Source organism: Streptomyces sp. NPDC000348, assembly GCF_042898795.1.
Taxonomy (GTDB): domain Bacteria; phylum Actinomycetota; class Actinomycetes; order Streptomycetales; family Streptomycetaceae; genus Streptomyces.
Map to the genome: position 1 here is coordinate 150,715 of NZ_JBIAZD010000007.1, position 15,299 is coordinate 166,013.

General features: G+C 73.0%; 14 protein-coding genes. 9 read left to right on the forward strand and 5 right to left on the reverse strand.

Translation table 11 applies throughout. The features are described from left to right. Nucleotides 1-11 precede the first annotated feature (11 nt). Nucleotides 12-569 carry a telomere-protecting terminal protein Tpg gene (gene tpg / locus ACFY3N_RS16280; RefSeq protein WP_390817331.1) on the forward strand — a complete coding sequence of 186 codons (558 nt, stop codon included), beginning with the start codon at nucleotides 12-14 and terminating at the stop codon, nucleotides 567-569. Between the two features lie 261 nt (nucleotides 570-830). Then, nucleotides 831-1,124, forward strand: coding sequence for a WhiB family transcriptional regulator (locus ACFY3N_RS16285; protein WP_390817332.1), 294 nt, complete (start codon nucleotides 831-833; stop codon nucleotides 1,122-1,124). A 171-nt stretch (nucleotides 1,125-1,295) separates the two neighbouring features. Here ACFY3N_RS16285 and ACFY3N_RS16290 read toward each other — a convergent pair whose 3' ends face one another. Continuing rightward, entirely contained in the window at nucleotides 1,296-2,039 is a 744-nt protein-coding gene (locus tag ACFY3N_RS16290) for a VOC family protein (protein ID WP_390817333.1), read from the reverse strand. A gap of 205 nt (nucleotides 2,040-2,244) precedes the next feature. On the opposite strand from ACFY3N_RS16290, the gene ACFY3N_RS16295 reads away from it, so the two are divergent. The 3 genes from ACFY3N_RS16295 to ACFY3N_RS16305 all read left to right on the forward strand — a co-directional run bounded on the left by ACFY3N_RS16295 (nucleotide 2,245) and on the right by ACFY3N_RS16305 (nucleotide 5,752). Beyond that, entirely contained in the window at nucleotides 2,245-2,676 is a 432-nt protein-coding gene (locus tag ACFY3N_RS16295) for a hypothetical protein (RefSeq protein WP_390817334.1), read from the forward strand. A gap of 332 nt (nucleotides 2,677-3,008) precedes the next feature. Next, entirely contained in the window at nucleotides 3,009-3,557 is a 549-nt protein-coding gene (locus ACFY3N_RS16300) for a TetR/AcrR family transcriptional regulator (RefSeq protein WP_390817335.1), read from the forward strand. Nucleotides 3,558-3,583: 26 nt separating this feature from the next. Continuing rightward, complete coding sequence (locus tag ACFY3N_RS16305; protein ID WP_390817336.1) at nucleotides 3,584-5,752, forward strand: MMPL family transporter; 2,169 nt, start codon at nucleotides 3,584-3,586, stop codon at nucleotides 5,750-5,752. Nucleotides 5,753-6,002: 250 nt separating this feature from the next. Here the strand turns inward: ACFY3N_RS16305 and ACFY3N_RS16310 are convergent, their stop codons facing one another. The 3 genes from ACFY3N_RS16310 to ACFY3N_RS16320 form a co-directional block, all read right to left on the reverse strand. Beyond that, a complete protein-coding gene (locus ACFY3N_RS16310; protein WP_390817337.1) occupies nucleotides 6,003-6,746 on the reverse strand; it encodes a hypothetical protein in 744 nt (247 codons plus the stop codon). Nucleotides 6,747-6,931: 185 nt separating this feature from the next. Further along, nucleotides 6,932-7,150, reverse strand: a complete 219-nt coding sequence (locus ACFY3N_RS16315) for an EF-hand domain-containing protein (RefSeq protein ID WP_390817338.1) — start codon at nucleotides 7,148-7,150, stop codon at nucleotides 6,932-6,934. Nucleotides 7,151-7,483: 333 nt separating this feature from the next. Next, complete coding sequence (locus ACFY3N_RS16320; protein ID WP_390817339.1) at nucleotides 7,484-7,993, reverse strand: DinB family protein; 510 nt, start codon at nucleotides 7,991-7,993, stop codon at nucleotides 7,484-7,486. A 242-nt stretch (nucleotides 7,994-8,235) separates the two neighbouring features. Between ACFY3N_RS16320 and ACFY3N_RS16325 the strand changes: the two genes are divergently transcribed. The 4 genes from ACFY3N_RS16325 to ACFY3N_RS16340 all read left to right on the forward strand — a co-directional run bounded on the left by ACFY3N_RS16325 (nucleotide 8,236) and on the right by ACFY3N_RS16340 (nucleotide 14,880). Further along, on the forward strand, nucleotides 8,236-8,919 hold the full coding sequence (locus ACFY3N_RS16325) for a DUF7019 family protein (protein WP_390817340.1): 684 nt from the start codon (nucleotides 8,236-8,238) through the stop codon (nucleotides 8,917-8,919). Between the two features lie 9 nt (nucleotides 8,920-8,928). Next, a complete protein-coding gene (locus ACFY3N_RS16330; RefSeq protein ID WP_390817341.1) occupies nucleotides 8,929-12,702 on the forward strand; it encodes a protein kinase in 3,774 nt (1,257 codons plus the stop codon). Nucleotides 12,703-12,799: 97 nt separating this feature from the next. Then, nucleotides 12,800-13,642 carry a tetratricopeptide repeat protein gene (locus tag ACFY3N_RS16335; protein WP_390817342.1) on the forward strand — a complete coding sequence of 281 codons (843 nt, stop codon included), beginning with the start codon at nucleotides 12,800-12,802 and terminating at the stop codon, nucleotides 13,640-13,642. Between the two features lie 8 nt (nucleotides 13,643-13,650). Then, entirely contained in the window at nucleotides 13,651-14,880 is a 1,230-nt protein-coding gene (locus ACFY3N_RS16340; protein ID WP_390817343.1) for a protein kinase, read from the forward strand. Nucleotides 14,881-14,971: 91 nt separating this feature from the next. Here ACFY3N_RS16340 and ACFY3N_RS16345 read toward each other — a convergent pair whose 3' ends face one another. Beyond that, complete coding sequence (locus ACFY3N_RS16345; protein ID WP_390817344.1) at nucleotides 14,972-15,247, reverse strand: hypothetical protein; 276 nt, start codon at nucleotides 15,245-15,247, stop codon at nucleotides 14,972-14,974. Nucleotides 15,248-15,299: the final 52 nt, after the last annotated feature.

Here is a 15,299-nt window from a genome sequence, read left to right on the forward strand (position 1 = left end):
GGAAGGCGACGATGAGCCTGTTCGGGGACGGTCTGGACGCCGCGGTGCAGAAATCGTTCACCCGCCCGGCACCCAAGAGCGCGCCCGCACAGATGCGCTACCTGGTCAGGCAGCTCAAGGGCACCAGGGCGGTCGCCCGGACGCTGCGCATCTCCCAGCGCACCGTCGAACGGTACGTGAGGGGCCAGATCAAGAAACCCCGCCCCGACCTCGCCGCCCGCCTGGAGCGCGAGGTGAGGAGACGCTGGCAGCCGCAGATCCGGGCCAGGGCACGGCAGAGGGCGGCGACGACCGGCGGCATCGTCATCGACACCCGTGCCCGGCTCGGCTACACCGCACCCATCGGGTCGACGGACCAGGACCGCATCCGGCACCTGACCGTCGCCCTGCCTCCGCAGTACGCCGCCCGCCTCTTCGACGCCCAGCAGGCCGGCGCCGGTGACCAGCAGCTGCGGGACATCGCGGCCGAAGCGCTCAAGGAGGTGTACTTCCAGGACGGCGGCCGCCGCGCCGGCTCCCTGGAGGAAGTCCGCTTCACCGACATCGAGCACCTGGAGTTCGACCTGTAGCAGCCGCGCCCCGAACAGCCGGAACAAGGGCGGGTCTCACCGCGGGATCCGGCGCCGCACGGCGGTGACCGCGGAGAACGACGACTCGTCGACGCGGACCTCCTCGCCCTCGGCCGTCGCGGGTGAGCGGCTCCGCACGGCATGAGGGCTGTCCGTCCGCCGGTTGCTGCGTACAGTGGAGAACGCGACCCCTGCCGGGCCTGCGGCACCCTCATGCCGCAGCCACCTGCCGGCTTGACCGGCAGCAGGCGGAGGTGTGCCATGACATGCGACCGTTCCCTCTCCCACGCCGTTGCGGGCCCGTCCGGTGCCGGACGGGAATGGCTGCGCGAGGCCGCGTGCGTGGGCGAAGATCCGGAGCTGTTCTTCCCGCTGGTCGAGCGGGACCGTGATCCCCAGGTGATGAGGGCCCGTGCGGTGTGCCGCTGCTGCCCGGTCCTGCTTCCCTGCCGTCTCTGGGCCATCAGGCACGGAGAGGACGCGGGCATCTGGGGTGCCACGACCGCCGCGCAGCGCCGTGCCATCCGCCGGGCGCTGCTCGTCGAACGGAGGTAGCAGGATCCCCGCGACCGGTCCGCTCCCGGCCGGCCCCGTCCGGCCAGGAGCGGACCGGTGTCCGTGCTCTTGGCATGCCGTGTCACCTCGGGGCATCCGGCCGATCCGGGGCCGGACACCGTCGTCGGCGCGGCACGCCCGCATCAGGATCCGTCTTTCCGTACGGCTCCTTCAGGCGCCGGCGGCCAGGTCGCCCGTCTCCGGGTCCCGTCCCGTCAGGCAGTACACCCCGCCCGCCGGATCCCGCATCACCGTCCAATGGGGTCCCGGGGCCACGAGGCTCGCGCCCAGCTCCTCGTGCCAGGCGCGGGTCGCCTCGACATCCGTGCAGGCGAGGTCCGGATGGGCGGAGGCGGGGCGCTCCTCGCCGAGCCGTTGCAGCAGGACGCGGACCGGCAGCCCGGGTGGCGGCGCGAGCACATGGAACTCCGGGCGGGAGCCGGACCTCGACTTCCAGTCGTCCAGCAAGCCGCTCCAGAAGCCGACTTCCACCTCATACATCGAGGGCGGCACGTCGACGCAGACCTGGTCGAGGCGGCTGCCGCGCACCACGGGCGGGCGCACCGACTCCCCGTGCCAGGGAACGGCGCAGAACAACTGCCCCGCGGGCGAACGCAGCACGGCCCACCCTTCGTGCTCGGCCACCGTCCCCGCCCCCAGCCGCAGCGCCGACCCCACGAATTCCCGCACGTCGTCCACCGCGAAGTCGAGGTGCGCGTCACCGGAGCCCGCGCCGACCCCCTGCGCCTTCACGCAGGCGTCGGCCCCGCCCTCCGGCAGCAGGGTCACGAACTCCTGCCGTTCGCCCCGGAATTCGGACAACCGGGTGTCCGTCACCACGGTCCAGAACGCGTGGGCGAGGCCGCAGGACGCGGCGGGGCGGTCGACGAAGGCGTAGGTCCAGCGGATGCTCATGAGGTGATCGTAGAGCGGTGGACGCGGTGGCGAGCCGGGCGGGAGCGGGGGAGGGAGCCGGGCCGACCGCGCACCCGGCCGGAGAAGGCCGCCCTGGCCGGGTGCGCGCCGGTCGCGGCCGTCGGCGCGTGGTCATGACCGGCACGGTCGCAACGGAACCCGATCGGCCCGGCCGGATGGTCAGGCGGTCGGGCATGATGCCCCGGTGAGCACCATCGTCGAGTTCTTCGTGGCACCGGACGACGCATCTGCCGCTGCGGCCCTCCGGGCCGGCCCGAGGCGCGCCGAGTCGCTCTCCTTCGGCAACTTCGATCCCGAAGAGGCCGTGGTCGAGTGGGAATGCCTTCTCGTGGGCGGCGGCTTCGAGGAGCTCGTCGAAGCCGGCGAGCCCTGTGTCGTCGCCGGCCGGGACGATGACGGGTGCGTCGTCTTCGCGCTCTCGCCCCGCCTGGCCGCGGCACTCGCCGATGCCGAGCGGTCCAGGCTGCGGGACGTCGCCGTCTCGTGGGCCGCGTGGCGCGCGGAGGACGGCGAGGACATCGGCGCGGAGATCGCCGAGGTGATCCTGGGGGAGCTGGCCGCTCTCGCCGGCCACGCCCGATCCCGGGGCCAGGGTGTCTACTGCTGGGTCGCGTAGGGCTCCATGCGAGGGCCACCCGCTGTGCGGTGCGGGTCGGCACCCTCGGCGGAGGCGCTCCGCCGCCCGTCCGGCTCGACCCGCCCGCCAGGGTCCTTGTCCACGGCTTCACCCGGTCCGCAGTGAGCGCCATCCGGTCCGGCGCGGCGCCGGAGGCGCGGCGAACAGTCCCGCGGTGCCGCGCTCTTCGAGGAGTGGCGCCTCCGCGCGCGAGTCGCCGAAGCCGGCCGGGTGCGCCTCGTGCACGTTCCGGTCGGGAGGAGTGGCGCACGTCATAGCGTCGTGCTGTCCGATCGGTCAGGACTGACCGATCGGACAGTTATGGTTGAGGAATGGCACGCTCCGCCTCCGCCATGCGCGGTCAGATCCTGGAGTCGGCACTGCGACTGTTCGCCGTGCACGGCTTCCGCGGCACCTCGTTGCAGGACATCGCCTCCGACGCGGGCTGCTCGAAGGCGTCCCTCCTCTACCACTTCGCCGGCAAGGAAAAGATCCTCACCGAGCTGCTGACCCCGGCCCAGGACGCCCTCGCCACGCTGCTCGACCGCGTGGCCGGGCTGGAGGGCGGCCGGCTGGTGGAGGAGACCGTCGTCGGATACGTCGACCTGACGCTGCGGTTCCGCCGCGAGATCCGGCTCCTCTTCGAGGACGTCGTCGAGATGTCCTGCCACCAGGACCTCAACGTCATGGAACTGGCGGACGGGCTGCTGGACGCGCTGGCGGGCCGCTCGCGGCAGGCACCGGCCCGGGTGGCGGCGTGGATGGTGCTGGGCGCCGTCTTCGTCACCGGCGCCACCGACGACGAGGTGGCGCCGGACGAGGTGCTGCGCACCGAAATGATCCGCAGTGCGCTGCGGACGCTTGACCACACCCCCAGTTGACCCCCTAACGGAAAGACTCCTCCTCCATGGCGACCTTGCTGTACCGGCTCGGGCGGTTCTCCTTCCGCAGAAGAGGCCGAATAGCCGCGGTCTGGCTGCTCCTGCTGATCCTGCTGGGTGTCGGAGCCGCCACCCTGATGGGCCCCACCAGCGACAAGTTCTCCATGCCGGGCACCGAGTCCCAGCGGGCACTGGACGACCTCGACCGTCAGTTCCCGCAGGCGGGCGGAGCCACCGGCGCCATCGTCGTCGCCGCGCCCGAGGGCGAGAAGCTGGACCCCGCCGCGGTGGCACCCGTGGTGAAGGAAGCCGCCGGGATCGACGGCGTCACCGCCGCCATGGACCCGTTCCGGACCGGCTCCGTCTCGCAGGACGGCCGCTACGCCCTGATCCAGGTGCAGTTCGACAAGGCCGCCGACGAGGTCACCGACGAGCAGAAGTCGGCCTACGAGGCCGTCGGCGCCGACGCCGAGGGCCTACGGGTCGAGCACGGCGGCGAGGTGATGGGCGGTGAGGTGGAGATCGGCTCCACCGAGGCGCTCGGCGTCCTGGTCGCCGCGGTGGTCCTGGTCGTCACCTTCGGCTCGCTGGTCGCCGCCGGCATGACCCTGTTGAACGCGCTGATCGGCGTCGCGGTCGGCATGGCCGGCCTCTTCTCCCTGACCAGCGTCATCGAACTGACCTCCACGGCCCCCGTCCTGGCACTGATGCTGGGCCTGGCCGTCGGCATCGACTACTCGCTCTTCATCACCTCCCGCTACCGCCAGTACCTCGCCGAGGGCATCCAGCCCGAGGAGGCCGCCGGCCGCGCGACCGGCACCGCCGGCTCCGCCGTCGTCTTCGCCGGCGCCACCGTCGTCATCGCCCTGGCCGGCCTCTCCGTCGTCGGCATCCCCTTCCTGAGCGTGATGGGCCTGGCCGCGGCGGGCACCGTCGCCGTCGCCGTGCTGGTCGCCCTCACCCTGCTGCCGGCCTTCCTCTCCTTCGCCGGCAAGAAGATCCTGCCGCGCAAGCAGCGCCGCGCGGGCGGATACACCGCCGAGGACGGCGCCGCCGCCGAGGGCTTCGGCTTCACCTGGGGCCGGCTCGTCGCCAAGCTGCGCGTCCCGCTCCTGGTCGTCGGCATCCTCGGGCTGGGCGCGCTCACCCTCCCGGCCCAGGACATGCGCATAGCCCTGCCGGACGCGGGCACCGCCGCGGAGGGCTCCCCCGCGCGCGAGGCGTACGACTTGACGTCCGAGGGCTTCGGCGAGGGCTTCAACGGCCGTCTCATCGCCGTCGTCAACGGTGAGGACGCGCGGTCCACCGGAGCGGCCGCCGAGAAGGCCACCGCCCTCATCAAGGACACCGACGGCATCCTGGCCGTGGCCCCGCCGCAGCTGAACGAGCAGGGCACCACCGCCCTGCTGGCCGTCATCCCCGAGGCCGGTCCGACCGCCGCCGCCACCGAGGACGCCGTCCACGACATCCGCGACCGGGTCGCGGACATCGAGGGCGCGGACATCGCCCTCACCGGTGCGACCGCCCTGGGCATCGACGTCTCGGAGAAGCTCGCCGACGCCCTGCCGGTGTACCTGCTCCTGGTGGTGGGCCTGTCCATCCTGCTGCTCATGCTGGTCTTCCGGTCGGTCCTGGTACCGCTGAAGGCGGCCCTGGGCTTCCTGCTCACCGTCGGCGCCACCTTCGGCATCACCGTCGCCATCTTCCAGGAGGGCCACCTCGCCGGCCTGGTGGGCGTCGACACCCCCGGCCCGCTGGTGAGCTTCCTGCCGATCCTGCTCATCGGCATCCTGTTCGGCCTCGCCATGGACTACGAGGTCTTCCTCGTCTCCCGCATGCGCGAGGACTTCGTCCACGGCGCCGACCCGCAGGCGGCCATGGTCAGCGGCATGGGCCACAACGCCCGCGTCGTCACGGCTGCCGCGCTCATCATGACGTCCGTGTTCGGGGGCTTCGTCCTGATGGACGACCCGATCATCAAATCCATCGGGTTCGCCCTCGCCGTAGGCGTGGTCATCGACGCCTTCGTCGTCCGCATGGCGCTGGTCCCGGCGGTGATGTCGCTGCTCGGGCGTGCCGCCTGGTGGCTGCCCGGGCCCGTCGACAAGGCCCTGCCCGACCTCGACATCGAGGGCGAGAAGCTGAACCGGCAACTGGAGGCGAAGACCCCCGACGAGACCCCCGTCCCGGTCTGATCCGCGTTCCGGCCGGCCCGGACCGCACCCCGGAGGACGGGACCCGCACAGCGGGTCCCGTCCTCTCGCGCGCCCGGGTGAACGAACCGAGCGCTGTGCACGAACGGTTCGTCCACCGCTTCAGCGGGCCGGAGCCGGGGAGAGCCGGCGCCGGCCCGTGTGCGGGGACCGATCGCTCCACCGGAGCGGAGGACCGGCGACCCCTGCAGATCAAGGACCCCGGCCTCCCGTGAGGGCGGAAGCGCTTGCCCTACCAGCGGGCGAGGATCGCCTCCGGGACGCTGAAGAGCTCACCGCAGTGGACGCAGTGGGCGCGGCCGAACACGTAGGGGAGTTTCCCCGCGACCTCGGGATGACCGTCGGAGAGGGCGCGCGCGTGGAGCCTGGGGAGCAGCCCGTCGGCGGTGGCCGGGTCCCGGGGCCGGAGCGGGATCGTGTGAGCGGGGGGCCGCTGGAAGTACATCTCGTCGGCGGTGGAGTAGTGGCCGCCCTCCCCGAAGACGATGAAGTTCTCCGAGAAGCAGGCCGGGCAGGGGACTTCGTACTCCTCTCCGTTCACCTGGTCGAGGTGCTCGCCCCAGCCTTCGACCCCCTCGAAACAGAGCAGGGACGACAGGAGCTGGACGTAGGTCGGGGAGTCGTCGGCGAGGGCGGGATCGCCCAGTGCCTCCTCCGTCAGCGCCAGCAGTTCGGCTATGTCGGCGGAGTGGGTGACGAAGGGATCCCCGGCCTCGTCGCGGATGTCGCGGCTGGCCACGATCTGGCCGGCCAGGTAGAGCGGCATACGCCGTTCGGCGAGCGACCACTGCCGGGCCTTCTCCGCCAGTTTCGGCAGGGCGGCGTAACTGGCCGAATGGACGCCGCCCTGGTGGTAGAGGCGGGAGGCGAGTGCGTCCCAGCCCGGATCCCGCGGGTCCGGGCCGACCGCGTCGAGCAGGCCGGGAACGTCTTCCGCGGTCCCGTAGGCGTGGTGGAGCAGAGACCAGTCCGTCATACGGAGATCCAAGCAGAGACCGGTCCGCGGATGAGCCGGGGGCACGGCCGAGCCGGCGGTGCCGGCGGGCTCGGCTCCGGCGCTCCTCGGGGCGGGGGCGGACCGGCGGGCGACCGCCGCACCCGCCGGGGGCCCGGGCGGCCGTGGAACGGCCACCCGGAACCGCCCGGGCCCGGCCGCCGGTGTCAGCGGTTCATGGCGGCCCAGAACTCGTCGAAGGACATCCGGCGGTCACCGTCGGTGTCGAGCGAGTCGATCAGTGCCCGGGCCTCCGACTCGGTTATCCCGCTGCCCTCCAGCTCCGTCACGACCTGCCGGTACTCCTCCGCGGTGACCAGGCCGTCACCGTCCAGGTCGTAGCGCTCGAAGACACTCCGCGCCGCCTTCTCCACCCTGTCCGCCATGTACGTCTTCCTTCCGTGATCTTCACTGGCGGCGCCAGCCTATCCGCCGCTCTCCGGGCGACCGGACGAGCGGGTTCGCCCTCTTCGCCCGGCGCCCCGCCCGTTGCGTCACCCCTCTGCGGCACGCCCCGGACCCGCACACCGGATCCCGCGGATCCACCCGGTGTGCGACCCCGCGCCCGCCCTCATGCTGCTCCACCACGCCAGGCGCGCCGCCCGGACCGCACCCGACTTCCCCCGGCCGCCCACCGGCACCGTCGAAACGGGACCGCCGCGATCGGCGAAGGCCCGCGGACGGCTGAACAGGACCTCGGCGGAGGGGGTGGCGCGTACTCAGGCGCCCACGGTCCCGTCGATGCCCTCGCGGAGGAGGTCCGCGTGACCGTTGTGGCGGCCGTACTCCAGGAGCACGTGCACCATCACCATCCGCAGCGAGACGTCCCTGCCCCAGCGTGGTTGATGTCCGGCCCGGTCCAGGGAGGGCGCCTCCCGCTCGATACGGCGCGAGTTCTCCACCTCGGCCTCCCAGGCCGCGAACGCCTCGTCCCCGGTCGACGCGCCCACGTCGTACGCCGCCTGGAAGTCGATCCTGTCGGACCAGACCATGGGTGCGTCGTTGTCCTCGAACACCCGGCGGAACCAGGCACGTTCCACCTCTGCCAGGTGCCGCACCAGACCGAGCAGCGAAAGCGTGGACGGCGGCATCGACCGCCGCCGCAGCTCCTCATCGGTGAGGCCCCGACACTTCATGGCGAGAGTGGCGCGGTGGTAGTCGAGGAAGGCCCGCAGCGTGTCGCGTTCACTGCCGAAACCGGGCGGATCCAACCGGGTGTCACTGGCCACTGGGCGTGCTCCTCGTCCGTGTTCGCCGTCAGGACAGGACCAGTATCCCTTTCCACTCCCGCCCTCCGAATTTGGCTTTTCCTCCCTCCTCCCGGCTCTGCGGCGCGGTGTAGCCTCAGGTGCACCGGCGTCCACGCGGGGGCGGGCCACCCGACGGGCCGGGCGCGCGGGCGGCGGGGCGCGCGTCCGGGCGGTCCGCGGACTGCGCACGGGCGGAGTGAGAGCTGATTCGGGGGAGTCCGTTGTCCTTTCGTTATTACCTCTACGTGAGCGACACCAAGGTGGACATGCTGCTCCAGCAGATCGATCCCGCGTTCACCCGGAAGCGGACGTCGGAGGTCAGCGTCGGTCTCAAGGTCGTCGGCGCCAAGCGGGGCACGGAGGTGTCCGAAGGCACCGACCGGATCGCCCGGCTGGAGCGCGTCGTCCGTCATTTCGACGAAGCCGGCGACGTGGGCACGGTCGACGAGCCGGGACAGTTCTTCAGGGGCCTGATGGACATGCGGTGGGGACCGTTCACCACCGGCACCGGATCGTCACTGGTCTACTTCGGCGGCCGCACCGAACGCACCGTCGTCGGGCTGGGCGGCTCCAGCCGGCACGTCCTGGGCTCGCCGCTCCCCGCACCGGACGGCGACCACGCCGTTCTCGCGCGCTCCCTCACGCCCTCGCTCCTCGACGGGCTCGCCGAGCACCCGGAGATCGAGGAACTCTTCGAGGACGCCGCTCAGGCGTCCCCCGACGCGGAGCTGATCCCGCTGAGGGCCGTTCAGCGGGCGACCGCCCTGCTGAGAGGACCCGCGCAGAGGGTCGAGTTCCTCGCCAAACGGCTGCTGCACGGGCCCAGCCCCTCCTCCGGGTCCGGTTCCCGCCACGGCATGAGGGTGCTGCTGGGATCCCCGTTGTACGTCGCGCTCGTGGACTGAGGGCGTCGGATGGACGGCGGGCGGGGCGTCGTTGACGAATGGCGGCGCGGCGAGGTGGTCCTCGGGCTCTACGAGGTCCTCGACGTCGTGCGCAGCGGAGGCATGGGACTGGTCTACCGGGTCCGCCACCGGGGCTGGAACGTGGATCTGGCCGTCAAGGTGCCTCGGAAGGAACTGGTCTCGTCACCGGGGAGGCTGCGGCACTTCGAGGCCGAGGCCCAGTCCTGGGTCGACCTCGGCCTCCATCCGCACACCGTGCACTGCGCGTACGTCCGCCGGCTCGGCGGCGTGCCCCGGGTGTTCGCCGAGTGGGTCGACGGCGGCAGTCTGGCGGAGGGGGTCCGGAACCGCCACATCTACCGGGGCGGCCCCCGGCGCGTGCTGCGCGGGATCCTCGACACGGCGATCCAGTTCGCCTGGGGACTCGACCACGCCCACCGGCGGGGGCTGGTGCACCAGGACGTCAAACCCGCCAATGTGATGCGGACACGGGACGGGACGGTCAAGGTCACCGACTTCGGTCTGGCCAAGGCCCGGGCCGCGGCGGAAGAGCCCACCGGCCCCCGGCCGTCGGCCGGACCCGCGGTCAGCTTCGCCGGGATGACCCCCGCGTACTGCTCACCCGAGCAGGCCCGGGCCGCCGGGGGAGCGCCTCTGCGCCTCACGCGCGCCACGGATGTGTGGTCCTGGGCGGTGAGCGTGCTGGAGCTCTTCGCCGGGCATCCGCCGACTCGCTACGGCCAGGCCGCCGCCGAGGCGTTCGAGGAGTTCGTCGACCGGGACCGGAACCGGAACCGGGCGGGGACTGACGGTCTGCCGGCTCCGCCGATGCCCGCCGGGCTGGTGGAGCTGCTGGGACGGTGCTTCCGCCAGGATCCGACCGCCCGTCCCGCACGGATGGACGAACTGGCCGACGAGTTGATGGGCGTCTATGCCCGGGAGACCGGCGAACCCTACCCCCGTGAGCGGCCGGCGGCGGCGACGCTGCTCGCCGACGGACTGTCCAACCAGGCACTGTCGATGCTCGACCTCGGGCACCCGGAGCGCGCGGCGGCTCTCTGGGAGCAGGCCCTGCGCGCCGATCCGCACCACCCGCACACGGTCTACAACCGCGGTCTGCACCGCTGGCGCGAGGGCCGGCTGACCGACGAACGGCTCATCACCGAACTGCGGGACATCCGGGCCGGCCACGACCACCACGGGACCGACGAGTACCTCCTCGGCCTGGTCCACCTCGAACGCGGCGACCGGGAAGCCGCTCTGACGGCGCTTCGGGAGGCGGCCGGGCAGGCGGGCCACGAGCCGGGAGTCGCCGAAGCCCTGGCACTCGCCCAGCGCATGCCCGGGCCCCGGCCGCCCCTGGAACTGCGGGGCCACCTCAACGGGGTGGGAACGGTGGCGCTGACCCCGGACGGGCGGCTGGCCGTGTCAGGGGGCGCCGACAACAGCGTCCCGTCGCCGCCGGGCAGCGAAGGCGGCACCGTACGGGTGTGGGACCTGACCGCGGGACACTGCCTGCGCACCCTGCGCGGCCACGACCGGAGAACCGACGCGGTCGCGCTGGACCCGGACGGCCGGCTGGTCGCCTCCGGCGGCCCGGACGGATCCGTTCTGGTGTGGGAGGTGGCCACCGGACGCCGGCTGCACCGGCTCGCGGCTCACGCGGCGAACGTCGAGTCGGTCGCGCTGAGTCCGGACGGCCGTCTGCTGGTGTCGGCGAGCCCCGACGGGGCGGTGCTGGTCTGGGAGACCGGCACCGGGCGCCTGGTCCGGACCCTGCAGGAGGGCCGGCACCATCCGTCAGCGGGCTACGGCGGGGCCGTCGCCGTCAGCCCGGACGGTCTCCGAGTGCTGCGTTTCGAGGCGGCGACGCAGCGGCTGCGCGTGTGGGACCCGGCCACCGGTCAGCTGTTGCACTCCGTACAGCTGTGGCGCGCCCGTGTGGTCTTCAGCGCCGACGGGCGGGTCGCCCTGACCGTTCAGGACGGCGGGACGACGGAGGTCTGGGACCTGGAGGCGGGCCCTTCGCGGAGTGCGGCGAACACGTGGACGCATCCGGGCGGCCACTTCGCGGTCAGCGGTGACGGCAGCCGGGCGCTGTCCCAGGATTCCGGTGGCGTCGTGCGGCTGTGGGAACCGCGGACCGGACGCTGCCTGCGCACGCTGCGCGGTCCGCGGTTCGCGCGTGGGGCCGCGTTGAGCAGCGACGGCCGTACCGGAGTCGTCCCCACCGCCGAGGGGACCGTGCAGGTGCTCGACCTGGTGCCCGGCGGTCCGCCGTCGCCGTGGAGCCATCCCCGGCCGAGGACCGCCGTCGAACTGGTCAGGGAGGCGGACGTCGTGGGACTGGCCCTGGAACGGGCGGCCCGGTTCCTCGACGACGGCCGGCCGGGCGCGGCCGCCGAGGAACTCCGTGCCGCCCGGAGAGTACCCGGCCACGAGCGCAACCGCGATGTGCTCGACCAGTGGGCCCGCGCCGGCCGACGCGGCCGGCGCAGCGGCCTGCGGGCCGCCTGGCAGCTCCTCGAAGTCGACATCGACGCGGAGAGCGCGGTCCTGAGCCCCGACGGCCGCCTCGCGATGTCCGACCACAGGATCGAGGGCCTGCGGATGTGGGACGTGCGGACCGGGCGCGGCTCGCACACTCTGGACGGTCACACGGGCGCCGTCAACGCCTTCGTGTTCAGCCCCGACGGCCGACGCGCGGTGACGGCCGGTGACGACAGCACGGTCCGGGTGTGGGACACAGGGACCGGCGTCTGCCTCCACACCCTGACCGGTCACCGCCACGAGGTGCCGGCGGTGGAGGTGGGCCCCGACGGACGGATCGCGGTCTCCGCGGGCAGGGACGGGGAACTGCGGGTGTGGGACATCCTCGAAGGCCGCTGCCTGCGCAGGCTGGGACCGCGGACCTGGAAGCGCCCGCGCGGCCCCCGGGCGGTGACGCTGCGGACCAACGGCCGGATCGCCGTGTCCGGCGGAGCCGACCACCGCATACACGTGTGGGACCTGGCGACCGGGCGCAGCCTGCACACCCTGATGGAGTGCTCCGACGGGGCCTTCCTGTGCGCGATGAGCATCGACGGCCGCACCGGGCTGGTGTGCGTGTACAGCATGATCCCCACGTGGGACCTGACGACCGGTCGGGACGGACCGCTGCTGAGGAGTGCCGCCACCGGCCGCATCACCATGGATCGCGTCACCTCGCTGGAGGTGACCCCTGACGGGCGTATCGCGTTCTCGGTCGACGTGAAAGGGGTGATCCGCGTCTGGGACCCCGGGAACGGCGACTGCCTGCACGAGCTGACCCACGCCGAAGCCGCGCAGGCGATCGCCACCGCGGACGGCCGCTTCCTGCTGTCCACCGGGGAGGACCGCACGGTCCGGGTATGGGACCTGTCGTCGGGCACGTACCGGCACGTCGTCCGGGGGCGCACGGCGACGACCCGGCTGGCCGGGCTGAGCTCCGACGGCCGCACCCTGCTGACCTGCGGCGCCGACAGGATCATGCGGGTCTGGGAGCTCGACTGGGAGTACGACTTCCCCGCGCCCGCCGACTGGGACGAGGGCGCACGCCCCTACCTGGACGCCTTCCCGGCACCCGGTGGAGACGGTGGACCGGAAAGGGCGGAGGAGGACTTCCGGCGCCTGCTGGACACACTGGCCGACGCGGGCCTCGGATGGCTGCGGCCCGAGGGCGTACGCGCCGAGCTGCGGCGGATGCGGGGGCCGGGCGGCGACAGCGGGCGTACCCGGCCGGGGACGCCCGGGAGGAAACGATGAACGGGGGAAGACACCTGTGACCGTACTCGCTTGCTCAGGCTGGGCCTGTGAGCGGCTCATCTCGGTGTCCGGTCATCCCGGCGGGAATCCCGTCGCCGTGGCGGACCCGGAACACTGGTCGACGGAGTACTTCTTCTGCCGGGAGTGCGGCGAGGCCTTCTGCCACCTGTGCGCCGCCAGGCGGCGCGGGCGCGCGTTCGGCCTGGTGGGGAACCGGGGCTGCGGCTCCTGCGGCGGCAGACTGGACAGGGCCCGCCCCGGGCAGGAAGCCTCCGACCGTCCCCCCTCGAAGGCAGCCGTCCACTACCACCGGGGAGAGGAACTCGGCGAGGCGGGCCGGATCGACCGGGCGCTGGCCGCGTTCGACGAGGCGGTGCGGTTGCGCCCGGGGTATGCCGCCGCCCACTTCCTGCGCGGAATCGCGCTGCGGGAACTGGGCAGGCCCACCGAAGCCCTCGACGCCTTCGCGGAGGCCAACCGCTGCGATCCGGCCCACGCCCAGGCGATGTTCGACCGCGGCAACGTCTTCCTGGACCTCCGGCAGCCGGAGAACGCCGTCGAGGCCTACGCCCGGGCCGTCGCCATCGAGCCCCGCTACGCGGACGCACTCGTCAACAAAGGGGTCACCCTGTCCGACCTGGACCGGCCCGCCGAGGCGCTCGCCGACCTGGACGAGGCCGTCCGGCTGCACGCCGCGAACGAGGCCGTCGGGGGCGCGCACGCCATCGGCCACGCCCACGGCGCCAGGGGGGCCGCACTGATCAAGCTCGGCCGGTACGAGGAAGCGGTGGCGGCCATCGACACCGCCATCGGCATCGGCCCCGACCTCGCCCACAACTACCACAACAAGGCCTACGCCCTCGAACGGCTGGGGCGCCCGGAGGAGGCCCGCATCGCCCGCCGCCTCTACGAGGACACCCGGCGGCGTGAGGGGGAGTAGCGGAGACCGTGCCGACGACGGTGACACTGACGGTGAGGGGCACCGCCCCCGCCGCCGGGAAGGCGTACGCGTACACGCGCCCGACGACGCTCGTCGCGGGCCGGGCGCGTGACTGCGAGCTGCGGATGCCGCGCGACGACGCGCGGGTTTCGCGGAGGCACTGCCGGTTCGACATCGATCCGCCCGAGGTGCGGGTCCGCGACCTGGGGAGCCTGAACGGCACCTACGTCAACGGCGTGAAGATCGGTGGCCGGCAGCCGGAGCCGCGGCCCGGCGGGGAACGGGCGCTGGCCGACGGCGACGTGGTGCGCGTCGGCGGCACGGAGCTGCTCGTGTCCGTCACCGCGCCCGGCGACGACGCGCCTTTCGACGTCCACGACTACGCGTTGCTCAGGGAGCTGGGCCGCGGGGGACAGGGCGTCGTCCACCTGGCGCGCCACAGGAGCACCGGGGAGCTCGTCGCCGTGAAGCTGCTGTCCGCCGAGGTCGCCGCGGAGCCGGAGGCCGGACGGCAGTTCCTGCGTGAGATAGAGAACACCAGAGCCCTCCGGCACCCGAACGTGGTCGGTTTCCGGGGCAGCGGCACCCTCGGAGAGACCCTGTTCTTCGGCTGCGAGTACTGCGAGGGCGGCAGCGTCGACCGGCTGATCGCGCGGCGAGGCACCCCGATGCCGCCCGGGGAGGCCGTCGCGATCGCCACCCAGGTGCTCGACGCGCTCGTGTACGCGCACCACGCCGCGATCCCCAGCGTCCGGCTGGCGGACGGTTCCGTGGATTCCGGCCGAGGACTGGTGCACCGGGACATCAAACCGCAGAACATCCTGCTGTCCGGCCCGGGCGACCCGCCGGTGGTGAAACTCGCGGACTTCGGTCTCGCGAAGGCGTTCGACCGGGCCGGGCTCTCGGGCCTCACCCGTACCGGGGCGGTGGGCGGCAGTGTCGCCTTCATGCCGCGTGCCCAGATCGTGAACTACAAGTTCGCCAGGCCCGAGGTCGACGTCTGGGCGACCGCGGCGTCGCTCTACTGGATGCTCACCGGACACGCCCCGCGGAACTTCCCGGTCGGCTCGGACCCGGTCGCCGTGGTGCTGCGCGAGCCCCCGGTGCCGATCCGTGAACGCTCCTCCTCGATCCCGCCCGGGCTCGCCGAGGTGATCGACGCGGTGCTGGTGGACAGCCCGCGCCTGCCCGGCACATCGGCCGAGGAATTCAAGCACGCGCTCCTGCGGGCACTCTGAAGGCCCGGGGCGTGGTGGTGCGGATCCGTGCGGCCGCCGGCCGCGCGCCGATCCCGCGGCGCCGCCGACCGTCCCGGCCCTCCCGCACAGGTCACTCGGGCGGGTCGAACCGCGGCCGGAGCCGCTGCCAGCAGTGATGAACGTGCTGTTCGGCCTCCCGCACGATGCGGGAGGCCGCATCCGAGAGCGTGGCCGCGGAGGGTGCGGCCCCGTCGGCGCGAGGCGCGGTGCGACCGCGCACCGGGTGCGCCTCGCGGGCGACACGCCTTCGATCTCCCTGGTGGAGGACGGCCGCCCGGGCGACCAGGATGGCGGCGACGACCGCCGCGGCGGTCAGCGCGGCAGCCGCGTGCTGATCGGAGATCACTGTGAGGGATCCTTCGTGGGAGTACTGGTCGGAGGGCGGGAGGGCCGGCCAT

Excerpts from the sequence above, each read along its gene's own strand:
- tpg (WP_390817331.1), top strand. The coding sequence starts at position 12 with ATGAGCCTGTTCGGGGACGGTCTGGACGCCGCGGTGCAGAAATCGTTC.
- ACFY3N_RS16285 (WP_390817332.1), top strand. The coding sequence starts at position 831 with ATGACATGCGACCGTTCCCTCTCCCACGCCGTTGCGGGCCCGTCCGGT.
- ACFY3N_RS16290 (WP_390817333.1), bottom strand. The coding sequence starts at position 2,039 with ATGAGCATCCGCTGGACCTACGCCTTCGTCGACCGCCCCGCCGCGTCC.
- ACFY3N_RS16300 (WP_390817335.1), top strand. The coding sequence starts at position 3,009 with ATGGCACGCTCCGCCTCCGCCATGCGCGGTCAGATCCTGGAGTCGGCA.
- ACFY3N_RS16305 (WP_390817336.1), top strand. The coding sequence starts at position 3,584 with ATGGCGACCTTGCTGTACCGGCTCGGGCGGTTCTCCTTCCGCAGAAGA.
- ACFY3N_RS16310 (WP_390817337.1), bottom strand. The coding sequence starts at position 6,746 with ATGACGGACTGGTCTCTGCTCCACCACGCCTACGGGACCGCGGAAGAC.
- ACFY3N_RS16315 (WP_390817338.1), bottom strand. The coding sequence starts at position 7,150 with ATGGCGGACAGGGTGGAGAAGGCGGCGCGGAGTGTCTTCGAGCGCTAC.
- ACFY3N_RS16330 (WP_390817341.1), top strand. The coding sequence starts at position 8,929 with ATGGACGGCGGGCGGGGCGTCGTTGACGAATGGCGGCGCGGCGAGGTG.